This is a genomic window from Okeania sp. KiyG1 (assembly GCF_014132355.1).
Classification (GTDB): Bacteria; Cyanobacteriota; Cyanobacteriia; order Cyanobacteriales; family Microcoleaceae; genus Okeania.
The window spans coordinates 1-14,194 of sequence record NZ_BLZO01000091.1; the positions used below are offsets into that span (position 1 = coordinate 1).

At 35.8% G+C, this 14,194-nt stretch carries 12 protein-coding genes; 3 read left to right on the forward strand and 9 right to left on the reverse strand.

The annotated features are described in order from the left end of the window. Positions 1 to 435: 435 nt before the first annotated feature. The 3 genes from SAGCYANO_RS20705 to SAGCYANO_RS20720 all read right to left on the reverse strand — a co-directional run bounded on the left by SAGCYANO_RS20705 (position 436) and on the right by SAGCYANO_RS20720 (position 4,536). Positions 436 to 1,038: a sulfite oxidase-like oxidoreductase gene (locus SAGCYANO_RS20705; protein WP_202221794.1), complete on the reverse strand. Its 603-nt coding sequence runs from the start codon at positions 1,036 to 1,038 to the stop codon at positions 436 to 438. 1,437 nt (positions 1,039 to 2,475) lie between these two features. Next, positions 2,476 to 3,894 (reverse strand): LCP family protein, encoded by a 1,419-nt coding sequence (locus SAGCYANO_RS20715; protein WP_237396433.1) that lies wholly within the window; start codon positions 3,892 to 3,894, stop codon positions 2,476 to 2,478. 270 nt (positions 3,895 to 4,164) lie between these two features. Further along, positions 4,165 to 4,536 (reverse strand): hypothetical protein, encoded by a 372-nt coding sequence (locus SAGCYANO_RS20720; RefSeq protein ID WP_202221796.1) that lies wholly within the window; start codon positions 4,534 to 4,536, stop codon positions 4,165 to 4,167. A gap of 932 nt (positions 4,537 to 5,468) precedes the next feature. Between SAGCYANO_RS20720 and rpe the strand changes: the two genes are divergently transcribed. Beyond that, positions 5,469 to 6,176, forward strand: a complete 708-nt coding sequence (gene rpe / locus SAGCYANO_RS20725; protein WP_202221797.1) for a ribulose-phosphate 3-epimerase — start codon at positions 5,469 to 5,471, stop codon at positions 6,174 to 6,176. 478 nt (positions 6,177 to 6,654) lie between these two features. Here the strand turns inward: rpe and SAGCYANO_RS20730 are convergent, their stop codons facing one another. From SAGCYANO_RS20730 to SAGCYANO_RS45130, 6 genes are all read right to left on the reverse strand, one after another. After that, positions 6,655 to 7,440 carry a DsbA family protein gene (locus SAGCYANO_RS20730; RefSeq protein WP_202221798.1) on the reverse strand — a complete coding sequence of 262 codons (786 nt, stop codon included), beginning with the start codon at positions 7,438 to 7,440 and terminating at the stop codon, positions 6,655 to 6,657. Between the two features lie 457 nt (positions 7,441 to 7,897). Next, positions 7,898 to 8,362: a hypothetical protein gene (locus SAGCYANO_RS20735; RefSeq protein WP_202221799.1), complete on the reverse strand. Its 465-nt coding sequence runs from the start codon at positions 8,360 to 8,362 to the stop codon at positions 7,898 to 7,900. Positions 8,363 to 8,529: 167 nt separating this feature from the next. Then, positions 8,530 to 9,807, reverse strand: coding sequence for an RNA-guided endonuclease TnpB family protein (locus SAGCYANO_RS20740; protein ID WP_202221800.1), 1,278 nt, complete (start codon positions 9,805 to 9,807; stop codon positions 8,530 to 8,532). 278 nt (positions 9,808 to 10,085) lie between these two features. Next, positions 10,086 to 10,349, reverse strand: coding sequence for a zinc ribbon domain-containing protein (locus SAGCYANO_RS20745; protein WP_375339972.1), 264 nt, complete (start codon positions 10,347 to 10,349; stop codon positions 10,086 to 10,088). A gap of 366 nt (positions 10,350 to 10,715) precedes the next feature. Continuing rightward, a complete protein-coding gene (locus SAGCYANO_RS20750; RefSeq protein ID WP_202221801.1) occupies positions 10,716 to 10,937 on the reverse strand; it encodes a transposase in 222 nt (73 codons plus the stop codon). A 409-nt stretch (positions 10,938 to 11,346) separates the two neighbouring features. Beyond that, positions 11,347 to 11,442, reverse strand: coding sequence for a helix-turn-helix domain-containing protein (locus tag SAGCYANO_RS45130; protein WP_237396434.1), 96 nt, complete (start codon positions 11,440 to 11,442; stop codon positions 11,347 to 11,349). Between the two features lie 185 nt (positions 11,443 to 11,627). Here SAGCYANO_RS45130 and SAGCYANO_RS20760 point away from each other — a divergent pair, with 185 nt between their 5' ends. After that, entirely contained in the window at positions 11,628 to 12,443 is an 816-nt protein-coding gene (locus tag SAGCYANO_RS20760) for an HAD family hydrolase (RefSeq protein WP_202221802.1), read from the forward strand. A gap of 504 nt (positions 12,444 to 12,947) precedes the next feature. Further along, on the forward strand, positions 12,948 to 14,162 hold the full coding sequence (locus tag SAGCYANO_RS20765; RefSeq protein ID WP_202221803.1) for a DNA double-strand break repair nuclease NurA: 1,215 nt from the start codon (positions 12,948 to 12,950) through the stop codon (positions 14,160 to 14,162). The last annotated feature ends 32 nt before the right edge of the window (positions 14,163 to 14,194 follow it).

The window sequence follows — 14,194 nt, forward strand, 5'->3', positions numbered from 1 at the left end:
CTCAGTAATGATGTCTATTCTTCTTTCTTTCCTCCTGACTCGGTCTTCCCCCTCCCCAGGAGGAGGGCGAGGGTATTTTGACTCCTAAGTAATTAAGACTAATATCATACACGCTCTTCAGCAACGCCGAAAAATCCTTTTGAGCTGCCCATACTAACTTTATTCTATCTATGTCAAAAGCTCTATCAGCGGAAATTATACAAAAACGAATTTTCAGCTCAGAGCAATGAAACTTTTTTAGCGGACAAATCAAATACTTAAAATTCAGACAACGTCAGATTTTTTCAACTTAGGTCCTTTATTCTTCCTTCTTGCTTCTGCTATGTAGCGATCGCCTAAATTGAAATACTCCCGGCGCTGAATTAAAAATTACAGCGCGGGATTCTCATGCATCTGTGATTCGTAATACCAAGCTAACTTGACCAAAAAATATACTTAAAAACCAGAGCTACTATAACGCTCTTCTGCCCAAGGTTCACCTCTTGTGTGATAACCATTCCGCTCCCAGAAACCTAACTCTTCATCCTCAAGAAATTCTAATCCATTAATCCATTTGGCACTTTTCCAAGCATAGAGGTGAGGAACTACCAATCGCACAGGGCCACCATGATCTGCTGGTAATGGCTCACCAAATAAAGTGTGGGCAAAGAAATTTTCTTCTCTGAGAAAGTCAGTCACAGAAATATTAGTAGTGTAGCCTCCATAACAATGTTCCATAATATGGACAGCTTTAGGATCGACTTCTACATGACCCATCAAATCTGTAACTTTTACCCCTGTCCACTGAACATCTAGTTTTGACCAGCGGGTCACACAATGAAAATCTGCTGTGAAGTGGTTTTGTGGCATGGCCATTAAGTCTGGCCAAGTCAAGGTTAATGGTTTAGCCAAACCCCATACTTTCAATTCCCATGTATCTGTACTGATATTAGGAGTTTCGCCATAAGTTAGTACGGGAAATCCTTTAGCTAAGTATTGACCGGGAGGAACGCGATCGCTATTTTCTGCTTCTGGTTTGTGGAAAAATTTACCTAACATGGTGAAAAACTTTTAGTAATTTACCTTGAATAGCTGAAATTAACTACTGTAGTTGCTGCAAATGCTAATATTTCTGAATTATTTCAGGAATTCATTCGTTTAATGATGAATAAAATTGACAAGTTTCTGCTTTTACTGTTTTACTTGAAGAACTCAAATTTTACCTAAAAAATTTGATAGTTTGGAAGTCTCTGTGCTTTCACTTAGGAAGGAAAACCTCTCAGTGATTTCACTGTTATTTTCAAGTAGCCAATTCCATCAGAAATATGGTAATTGCAACTATTCTACACTTTTATTTTTGCACAAATTCTATTTTGTGCACAATCCTGAGCTAAAATTGTACTCCAAATTGAAAGGCAATAAAGCTTTTACAGTTATGGATCGTAATGGATCGAATTTCATATTCCCGATCCTGTTTCTAATCGTTAGATACTAATTCTAAAATGTGGGAATTTATTCGATCTTTAGCTATACTATTTAGCTAGATCGCTCATTATTTGTAAATCACTCATAAATACCATGAATCTGAATTATATAGTTCCCTTATGTATTTCTTGTCTGGCTATTTTTGTCAGTGTCAATTCTGATGTCAAAACTCTGGATGGGATTCCTCGCTTGCTAGCACCTTGCATCGGATTCATTGGATTAATATGGTTTTTCAACCTTATTCCTTGGTTATTGAAGGTTGGTTGTATACTAATTTTACTTTCTATTAGTAAAACTTTCCTAACCCAATAACTAGATTTTTTTACTGTTAAAGTTTTTTCGATCAAAACTACCAATACTTTCAGAATATAGTTTTACTGAATTAAGGTATAGTATTAGAACTTAAAAGGTAGTTTTCGGTTCTTAATCCTGTGAAAAATAGATATTATTTTCTACGATCGCGGATACTTGTTCATACCATTCACTCATCTTTAAAATTATCATCAAAATCAACAAATCTCAGAAAATTTTGTTAGAGTAAAGACATTCCCCTGGAATGTCTTTCTAGGTTTAAGTATAATATTACAGCACTTTTTAAGATGGGGAGGTACAGTTAAGTATTAATATCTATATGCCTCTGTTAGTGTGCTTTCCATTTCATCTAGTTTCTTACAGAGGAGTTATATCAAATCCGCCTAATTGCACATAGATCGAATAACGTAATCATCAGGGTTTTAAGCTATTGATTGTGAGGGTATTTAACCGGATTTGATATTATCAGCTATCACACCGTGCAAGGTAACACTGCCACTGCCTACTCCCAATTCCTGTGTCCCTACTGCCAAGATGTACCTCATCAACTAGGAAACTTATTTCAAAAATTAATAATTACCTCTTATTAATAAGAAAAGGACTGACTAAAAACAATTTTTTTCCCCATCACCCCATCAATAGATAAGCTTTATAGCTTAATATTTCGGTAAAAAAAGCACCCTAACAGCACAATTTATACTACCAATCTCGTGAATTTTGAGATTCATCCTGAATTGATAACCAATCTTTTCCTAACTGAATAGTCACATCTGACCTTAAATGTCCCGTACTTTCTACAAAAACTTCTCCAAAACCCAGAGACTTTTGAACTTCCTGTGCAGCTTGAATATCTCCTTTCTGAGCAACAATTCGAGTCACCTCCAAAGGTGAATTCCAAGGTTTAGCCACTTTCACATTCCAATAACCAGCATCGTTTAGGGAATTTACTAACTCATCAACAGAGTCCCAATCATCTGTACTATCTTGAATTGCTACTCTAATATAAGAAGACTCATAATTTTCTGATTGTTCGCGATCGTAGCCAAAATCAAAATGTTTAGCAATCATCGTATCTAGAGTTGTCAGATCGGGCAACCAGTAACTAGCATTATACTCCCCAGGGTTGCTAAACTCACCAGGTACCATCAACATCTGCATATTAGAGCGCTCAGTTTTAGCAGCAAAATTCATCAAAGCCACTAATTCCTCAACACTCAAATTTGTATCAATATGAGACTGAATTACCGAAAGAATTTTTGGTAGTCGTGATAAAGTTTTGACATTAACCGACTGTTCCATAAATGCCCGCATTAAAAGTTGCTGGCGTTGAACTCGCCCAATGTCCCCTAAATTATCGTAGCGGAATCTCAAAAATTGTAGAACCCGATCGCCATCGAGATGTTGTTTGCCAGCTTTGAGATTAATATACAAATGTTGACTATCATCTTGATATTTCATGTCTTTGGGCACATTAACTGTTACACCCCCAAGAGCATCTATTAATTTTTCTACTCCTTGTACATTGACTCGAATATAACGGTCAATTCCTACCCCACCAAGAAGTTCACTCACAGCTTTTGCACTTTTCGCAGGTCCACCGTAATAGTTCGCAGCATTAATCTTGGTTAAGCCTCGATCCTCTACATAAGTACGAGTATCTCTAGGAATAGAAAGCAAAGTTAACTTCTGATTTTTAGGGTCAAACCTTACCAGAAGCATCGTATCAGATAATCCCTTAAAAGAATTAACTAAAGCGTGATATCCTACATCATTATTATAGTGGGGATATTCTTCTAAATCTGACGTTAATACTTTTACTCCCAATAGCAATATATTTACAGGCCGGGTTAACTCTGGCAATCTCATATTACTTTTGGCCAGGTCTTGTTGAGAAAATACTGCTGCTTCTTCTGGAGAGAGCTTTTGTTGCATTAATGGAGTGCTTGAAAGAGATACGGCTAATAGAGCGCCTGCTGTTGCAGATATCATTGCCACTCCAGCTAAACCTAGGCCCAAACCAAACCAACGTCCTGGACCAAATTGGGTAGGTTGTCTCTGTAAATCTTCTTTTGTTGAATGTTTTCTAGAGGTTGAATGTAAAAATTTATTAGCGGGCACTGGTTTCCTCACACACTAAATATTAAGATAAGGTTTTTGTCAGAAAAATTTTACTGAAAATTAAAATCTTCAATAGTTTAATAGAAAATAGCGAGAAGTCCCGCGTTCTTCTGCAAGGGAACGTTGCATGGTAAAGCGACCATGTTATAACAGAAGAACACAGGGGGAGGACATCACCTCTGTATAAACTGCAACTCCTTTGCGGGTTGAAGAATCCTGCGTTGTCGCTCAAGGGCAACATCGGGAGTATGTCAATAGAATCTTCGACTATCATAAATGTTTACCTACCACTTTTTCTGCTATCCGGCTAATTCCTGGTAGCCATAAGGGTTGTTTTTTCCAAATACGAACCATTAGGCCGAAACTTATTATGAAGTAGCTAGTAGTTAGTAGGCTATTTATTAATAACAGTGTGATAGTCCCAGATTCCCCAACTTCAGTCCCTGGTTGTAATAAAATATTGCCCAAGATCCACATCATGGTTAAAGTAATAACTAATTTGCTGACTGCTCTATGTTGTGGACTACTGTTTTGACGAGACAAAATCCATATTGCGGGGAATAAACCTAATATTGGGGTAACTAACAAAAATAGTTGTAGACGCTTTATTTCTGAATTTTCCAGTTTCTCAGTATTTCTCATTTTTGTTGTTTAGATTATTAGTACAACTGCAATTTTTACCACTATTTCTATCATTAAAACTTGTTGGATTCCAGGAATAATTTTTTCTCAGAATAAATTTACCAAATATTGTTATACAGGGTGCATCTCAATGCGTGAATAAAGCCAAAAAATTATCGCTTTTAGGGAACAGGGAACAGGGAATAGGGAATAGGGAATATATAGAAAAAAAAGTAAAAGTATTTTTGCAAATATGAGATGCACCCGTTATACATATATTATTTATTTTCTCAAAAATACTTTTTATTAAGCTGCTACAACTATAATTATCCTGTGTAATCTGTAAATAATGAATATTTTTTTGACAACTTTAGTCAAACTGAAAACTGCCAAGATTTTTTTTATCTTCTGACAAAAATTTGGATAAAGATACTCCTCAATAAAAGTTGTTTGCTCCAATGATAACTCAATATACAGCATTTCCAGATAAAATATCTAAGAAAGTTGTCAAGGAGTTATCAATTTTTTTTATTGCCAATAACTTTAGTAAAATCGTAAAATTTTAGACTTTTTCCTATTCTTGATTTCCTTTGACATCAGACAAAATTGAAAAAATAATGTTACAAATAATAAGCAGTATGAAAATAATTTATAGGAAATATCTATTGGACGAAAAAGATAAATTTTTATATAAAAAATGGTATCAAACCTATTCATTCTGACTCGGTCTTCCTGACTTCCCCTCCTGGGAGCAGGGCTAATTCTTTGTCGTCAGAGAATATTTACAAACTTATATTTTTTGAGATCCTGTGCTTCCCACAGTCCCCACAGTCCCCACAGTCCCCGCCCCCTCCTCACCAGTATGAGAATTGCTATATCTATTTTGATAGTAAATTATTAAATTAGTGTTAAAATTTACAGCAACAGAGAATAGCAGGAGAACATTTACCCTTATGACCAGTATGAAAAAACCTATTGTTATCTCCCCATCCATATTATCAGCAGATTTTAGCCGTCTTGGAGATGAAGTACGAGCTGTAGATCAAGCTGGTGCTGACTGGATTCACGTTGATGTTATGGATGGCCGTTTTGTACCCAACATTACTATCGGTCCATTAATCGTCAAAGCACTTCGCCCTGTCACTGAGAAACCTCTTGATGTCCACTTAATGATTGTGGAGCCAGAGAAATATGTTGAAGATTTTGCTAAGGCGGGTGCAGATATTATATCTGTTCATGCTGAACATAATGCTTCACCCCATTTACACCGAACTCTAGGCCAAATTAAAGAGTTGGGTAAGCAAGCTGGTGTAGTTCTAAATCCTTCTACACCATTAGAATTGATTGAATATACTTTAGATTTGTGTGACTTGGTGTTGATTATGAGTGTCAACCCTGGTTTTGGAGGCCAGAGCTTTATTCCTGGAGTAGTATCTAAGATTCGTAAGCTTCGTGAAATGTGTGATGAACGAGGACTCGATCCTTGGATTGAAGTTGATGGTGGCCTTAAGACTAATAATACTTGGCAGGTGTTAGAAGCTGGTGCTAATGCTATTGTTGCAGGTTCTGCTGTGTTTAAAGCTGATGATTATGCAGAGGCAATTAGTGGTATTCGTAACAGTAAGCGTCCTGTTCCTGAACCTGAGTTAGTTACTGTTTAATCACAATAGAATTTAAGAAAAACTATAAAAGTTAAAAATGGATTGTATATCTATTTTTAACTTTTTGTGAAGTTATCTCCCGTTATATCAAATCCGCTTGAATACTTATTCTATAGTTGAGAGTAGGGGACCCACCCCTCGCCCCTCCCCTCCTGGGAGGGGAAGAGGGAGTAGGGGAGTAGGGGAGATGAAATAGACACCTCCAATCATAAAAAATCAAATTAATTATCCTACAGAAATTATCAATTATTTCCCTGTAGGGATGTTGCATGCAACGTCCCTACTCCTTCTTTTGGAGGAGATGTCTAATATTGAAGTAATTTAAGAAATTATCAACAGATATTATATAATTGAGTTTTATGTGGAATTAACCGGATTTGATATTAAACAATAGGAGCATCTTATTGTTAGCTACGCACTCCAATTTCCTCTTCTTCCTTCTTCTTTCTTCCTTCTTCCTTCTTCTTTATTCCTTTATTTATTCACTAACTTTAGCCAAAATTTTCTCCATATCTGACAGTTTTACTGCACCAGAAAAAGTTTCTCCATTCATCACAAAGAAAGGTGTACCAGAAGCACCAATTTCTTGAGCTAGTTGCATATCTTCTTGAATTGAATTAATTGCTTCCTGAGATTTGCGATCGCTATTAAACTTCTCTATATCTAAATTCAAATTATTAGCAATCTCTATATAGAACTCTTCACCTAATTTGTCCTGTTGTTCAAATAAAGCATCGTGATATTCCCAAAATTTACCCTGTTGTTGAGCTGCCCAAGATGCTTTAGCTGCTGGAATTGCTTGAGGATGAATTCTTACTAGAGGTAAATGTTTAAATACTAAAGTTACTCTATCTTGATGTTTATCCATAAATTCTTTCAGATTTCCTTGCACTCTGGAACAGAAAGGACATTGAAAATCTGAGAATTCAAACAGTACTATTTGTTGCTCGGTAGAACCAAAAGTTGGAGAATTACCAATTTTTGTTTGAGGATTGGTTTTAAACTGTTTTAATGTTTCTTGGTTACTAGCTTGCTGTTGTTCCAGTTGTTGTTCTTGGTAAGCTTGTACTGATTCGATAATTGCTTCTGGATTATTACGAATAATCTGTAATACTTGCTTTTCTAATTCTTCTGAATTTACTTGAGTACCAGTTGATTGAGCTGATGGAGTACAACCACTAATTGCAATAACTATACTGAATATTGCTATGAAGTATAAAACTTTCAAGTTATGTAAATTAAATCTAGTAGAATAATTACTCATAGTCCTCAATTTAACATCAAAAAAATCATTCATATAATATTATATAGTAGTCCTATTGTAGTTGGGGAGAAAATCTAGTGCAGGATGGCGGAAATAACTGGTTACAAAATCCTAAAACAATATTGAGATGCACCCTAAGATTAAACGAATAACCTAAGCTTTCAAGTATCTTCTTTCAAAAGGTAGCTTAACATCAGGAATATTCTCTTCTCTCTTGGTCTCATGGATATAGCGAGGAGACTTAGTCATCCCCCGACCGCCTTTTATTCCTTTAAAAGGGGATACTTTAGACCATAATTAATTGTTAATTGTTAATTATTAATTGTTAATTATTAATTATTAATTATTAATTATTAATTATTAATTATAGTTTGCCAAAATATTCTAAATTTTGACAAACAAACTTAATCGAGCATCTATAGAAACACTTTCTAAATTAGTAGAAAATGGTTGAATTTTAATCTAAAAAACCCATTAAACCTTCACTATCAATCTGATTAGAAGCAACTGGACGATTCATCAAAGTTTCACTAACTTCTAAATGATTAGTACCTATAGGGCGAACTCCAGAAGCAGTAATAGTACTATTAAATTCTAATCCACTAGAAACAACTGGACGAATTCCAGAAGCGGACATTGTATGATGGACTTCAAGACCTGTTGAAACTACAGGACGATTAGAAATTGTTTGACTATACTTAAGATTAGTTGTGCCAATAGGACGATTTCCAGGTAAGGCTAATTTTCCAGATACTTGAGACTCTTGTGCTTGCTTTTCTTGTACTGGTTTGGTCTCAACTTGTAAAGTGGTACGCTGTTGAGACCCTTGATCCAATTTTGTTGGCTGATTACTTTGAGTATTAGATTTACTGCTAGTATCAGTAGTTTTATTAGTTTCTGTCATATTTCCATTAGTGCTCATAATTTTACATCTCCATTATTGAAATTGATTTATCACTTGATAATTAAAACCACCAATTTTTGTTATTGGTCTTTGTTTGTTTATTTAATTGTTAAATTTTAATAAACCTTTGACTACTCCCCTGACTGAGGCCAAGGGGATTCTAAGTTGATACTACGCAACACCGATCAATCCTTGTTGCTTCGTTTGTTCTTAGCTGACCAAAGATAAACTCTTTGGGGACAAGTCAAAGCGCCCCTACACAGTCGGCTTAAGTTTAATCCTAGCTTTCTGCTTACTTTTGTGATAATATTTGCAGCCCCATTACAGTCTGCATTCACAAAACAATTATTACCACTCCTATACAAACCACGCTTTATTCTTTTTCCTGACGGTTTCCAATCATCGGGTTTTTCACCATAATTAGGTAGATAGTCACCATCTAAAAATGAAGCAATACTTGTATAACTTTCTTCAGTTTCTATAAAAATAATTCCAGATTCAAAGCACAATTGAGCTATTCTATGTTTGAGTCTAGCTGTAGGAATTGGTACAAATTCTGAGTTATTTTTATGACCTAATTTTATTTCATTTTTCTGACCTTTATTCCAACCAAAAATAATTGTACCAAGCCCATGTTCTAAACAATGATTAATGACTATTCTGGCTGCTTTATTGATACCATCACGGATTTGGCGGTTACGTTTTTCAGTAATAGCAGCTAGTTTATTTGACCAAAATCCCAAAGGTTTATTTTCTTTGATAGTTGATATCTGTTTGTTGTACCAACGATTCATTGATTTGAGATGTTTACCATCTACAATTAAGCTCGTACCGACATTAGATACACAAGTCAACCAATTATTGACACCATGGTCAATTCCTAATACATTTTCTTGATTTAATTGAGGTTTAACTACTTCTTTTTCATAGACAAATTCATAGTAAAAACATCTATTTCTTGGTAGAATTCTCAGTTCTTTAAGAGCATTAAATTCGAGATTACTAGGCTTATGAATATAAAAGCAATTCTTACCAAACCAGCGTTTACAGGTATTACCTAGTGGTACTCTAATTTGATTACCTTTGAGCTTTAATGCTTGAGCCGGATAACTAACTGTAGCTAATCCTCCTTTTCCTTTTTTTCTATAGTTAGGTATTCTAGGTCTATCTGCAATTTTTCCTTCAGTATAAGCTTTAATTAGACTATAATAAGACCTAAATGATTCAGCTACAGCCCTCAATACTTGTTGTGCTGCTTGAGAATGTAAAACTTTATAGTGGTTGTTGTTTTTGTAGACCTTTTCTAAGTCAAACTTACCAATACCTTTTTGAGACTTAAAATATAATTGCCGACCATAATATATTCCCATGTTAGTTAGCTTGTGAGACTGTTCACATAAGAATGTTAAAGTTGCAATTAATTGAGGATTTTTACCTACTAAAACTTGTTGACAACAGTACATTTCAAAAAGGCGTTGGAAAACTTATTGTCCATTACAATAGCACAGGACAACTAAAGTTGTCTAGTCTAAACAACTCCCTCGTTTTCATTAAAACACGGGGGCTTTCAGCGGAAGCTATCTGTTGACATCCTCCCCGGCCTAAAGGCACGGGGATTCCTACCGAGCCGTAACTCCTCGGCGGGTTGACGTCTCACAGGCTGTTGCACCCACCCCTCTTGCTCCCTCCCGGGAGGGGATGGGGTGGGTTACACTTGCCTCCACGTCCGTTTTTATCTCCGTTAGCGTAGCTCCTCCGGAGGAGGCATGCCCAAGGAGCGACTAATATATTTATCGCTGCGTTTTCGTCTAAGAACGTGTTTGTTGCCATAGTTTAGACACTCCCATTCTCGCACTTGAAGGTCTAACTTGCCACCTTTGAATCCACAGCTAGAGCAAGTTTGAGATGTTAGTTCCCAACGATTAATTACTCTGAAATCGCGACCATATTTTTCTGCTTTTCCTTCTAAAAAAGTCCTGAAAGTTCTCCAACCTAAATCTGATATGGCTCTGGATAATTTACCGAAAAATTGTGGTTTAAAGCCTCCCCTTTTAAGGGGATAATAAAGAAAATTTTCATTATTTAGTCAATCCTCTTCTTTCAAGGAGAGGTAATTATTCATTATTCATTATTCATTATTCATTATTAATTGTTGAAGGTTCTTGATCATACCAGAAACGTTTCCAACGGAGATGCTTCCCTACGGGATGCTACGCAAACGCAAACAAATATTCTAAAACAATTGTTTGGTTTTCACGAATTATTTTAGTAGATAATTTATGTAGAAAATCTGTTAAGCATATCTTTCAGTTTTGCATGGAATTTAGCTACTCTAACCCTGGCTTTTTCATACCTTTTAGAGCCTTTAGTTTTATGAGATAATGACAAACTTTAACTTTCTTAATTTTTTAATTCGTTTCTTAAGTGGCTTAGGAGCATCAACCTTTGTACCATCACTAAATGTAGCAAAGGTTTTGATACCTAAATCTATACCTACTGAATTATCAGTTTGAGGTAAGATTTCTGGTTGTATTTCTACTACAAAACTCAAGAAATATCTAGTAGGGGCGTTAACGATAGTTATGCGAAGCAAACGGCCGTTCGCCCCTACAATCTTTGATTACTGTTACTGATGATGGAGGAGCAGGTAACTCTCTTGACCAGACAACTTTCAGCTTTCCTATCTTAGCCAAATAAACTTTATGTTGACCAACTTTAAATCCTCACGAGTGTAAACCTAGCAGTTTGCTTTGACTTTCTACTTTTAAATTTAGGAAGTTTAACAGGTCTACCTTTCTGTTGACCTTTAGTTGATTTGAAAAAATTTTGATAAGCCTGATTTAAATCATTTAAAGATTGCTGCAATGGTATAGCAGAAACTTCTGATAACCATTCTCTGTCTTCAGTGTTTTTTGATTGAGTGATAAACTGTTTTTGTAGTTGAGAATTATTGGGTTTCTTCTCTCCTAATTTATACTTTTCACAGGCAACAAACTAGGCTATCATTCCAAACCACACGGACCGAACCAAATAGCTTTGCGCTCTCGGTATTTTTGTCCCGGTGTTGGATAGATACGATACTTAAATCTAGCTTTCATAATTCCTATCTAAACTAACAGCCATATAACATATTTATTAAAAAAACACAACTAAAAAGTCACCCGCTTATGGGCAAGGCTTTAAACCCAATTTTTTGGTAAAATCTATGTAGGGTAGGTAACAGCGATGAAACGGTCTTACTTTTAACTTTTAATTTTTAACTTTTGATTTAAGCAGCTAAATTATGCAAACAACAATTCCTACTCTTCTAGCTCTTGACTTTGATGGCGTTTTATGCAATGGACTGGTTGAATATTTTCAAACGGCCTGGCGCACCTACTGTCAAATTTGGCAACCATTAGAACAAATACCAAATAATGATTTGGCAGAACAGTTTTATCGATTACGTCCGGTAATTGAAATTGGCTGGGAAATGCCTGTTTTGATTCGGGCTTTAATATTAGGTATTGAAGAAGAAAAAATTTTACGGGAATGGCAAGCGATCGCTACAAAGATTGTGACTGAAGAGAATAAAAATTCAGCAGAAATTGGTAGTTGTCTGGATAATACTAGAGATGAATGGATAGCAAAAGATTTAGAAGGATGGTTGTCTTTGCATGAATTTTATCCAGGGGTAGTGGAAAAGTTAAAGCAGTTGATAGTATCAGAAGTTAAACCAGTTATTGTGACAACTAAAGAGGGGCGGTTTGTACGATCGCTCCTGCAAAAACAAGGTGTGAATTTACCAGAAACGGATATTATTGGCAAAGAATGTAAACGTCCTAAATATGAAACTCTCAGAATGTTATTAGCAGCATCAGGAGCAGGAACAATTATTTGGTTTGTTGAAGATAGATTGAAAACTTTACTATCTGTACAAAAACAATCGGACTTAAAAGAAGTAGAATTATTTTTAGCAGATTGGGGTTACAATACTCAGAAAGAACGAGAATCTGTAACTCAACATCCGCCTATTCATTTATTATCTTCTACTCAGTTTTGTCAGGATTTTTCCCTATGGAAAGAAGGAAGAGGGAAGAAGGAAGAAGGAAGAAGTTAAGAGGTTGTCTGAGAAGTCTCATTTGCTACATCACTCGCCCCCTCAATCCCCCAAAATTGGGGGACTTTTACCAGCTAATTGATTCTTGTTCCCCCCAGAATTGGCTTGCTCGGGGGGCAAAATTCAGTATTAAATAAGTTTTTTGCCAGAATTTTTCTAAGTGGAAAGAAGGAAGAAGGAAGAGGGAAAAAGGAAGAAGTTAAGAGGTTGTCTGAGAAGTCTCTTATGCTACATCACGCGCTCCCTAAATCCCCCAAAATTGGGGGACTTTTAGCAGCTAATGGATTCTTGTTCCCCCCAGAATTGGCAAAATAAATAATGCGATAAAAAGCTGTATCTTGTTAGATTTCTTAGATAGCTATATTGCTATATCTATTATTTTTACCTTTTTTTCTTCAATGTCACTATTGATTCTTTCCTTCTTTCTTTCTTCCCTCTTCCTTCTTCCTTCTTCCTTCTTCCTTATTAAATTACTTAATGCTCTAAAAATAGGAAATAAAAACTATGCTAGACCTAACAAAACTAGCTAAACAAATGCAAGGGATGAGCCAACATCTCACAGCAGAAGCAATGGCAGCACAAAATAGATTAGAAATAGCTCAACAATTACTAGAAGAGGCAAAAAATGAACAAGAAGAATTATTAGAATTAGAAGAAAGTTGGAGCGATCGCATACTTTTTAATCCGGCTATTCCTATAGAATCTTTAGATATTTATCCTCTAATTAATCCTCCTCCAAAAAATCATACGGTATTTGCTACGGACGGTTCTCAAATAGCGCCAAGTCACCATGAAATTGCTTATTGTTATTTGCTAAATATTGGGCGAGTAATGTTGAATTATGGTGAAAGTATTTATCCACTTTTAGATAGTATTCCAGAAATTTTTTATCAAGCAGATGACCTTTATATGTCTCGACAATGGGGAATTAAAACTGAAGAATGGATGGGTTATCGACGGACTATTTCTGAGGCTTTGGTTTTGGCAGAATTGGGTTGTGAATGGAGGAAAAATAATCCGGATAATTTAGATTCCCCAATATTAGCTATGGTTGATGGTTCTCTGATTTATTGGTTCTTAGAATCTTTGCCTTCTGAAGCACGGGATAGAATTTTAAATCCGATTTTAGATGCTTGGAATAAATTAAAGTTAGCGGGTATTCCTTTGATTGGTTATTTGAGTGCTTCTCGCAGTAGTGAAAGTTTATCTTTTTTACGTTTAAAGGCTTGTATTTATGATGAACCTGACTGTGTTAGTAATTGTCCGAATGTTGGTTTAGGAGGATTTGGTTTTACCGAAAAAGCTCCTTGTCAGTCATTTGAACCTTTGCGAGATGTGGTATTTTGGGGTTCGATATTACAACCTGGGCAAAGAAGTCCTTTATGGCAATCTTCGGCTAGAATTTTGGATTTATATGGAGATAATATTATCTATTTTTGTTATGTGAATGTGGGGACGGAAGTTGCCAGAATTGATATGCCAGAATGGGTGGCTGAGGATGAAGAAATGTTGGAGTTAGTGTTAGGAATGATGTTGGCTCAAGTGCAAAAAGGTTATGGTTATCCGGTGGTATTGGCAGAAGCTCATAATCAGGCAGTGGTTCGGGGAGGCGATCGGGCGAGCTTCTTTGCTTTATTGGAGCAGGAAATGATTAAAGCTGGTTTGAAAAATGTGGGAACTTCTTATAAGGAGACTCGGAAGCGAGGGAGTATTGCTTGATGAATTTAGAATTTAGAATTCAGAATTTAGAA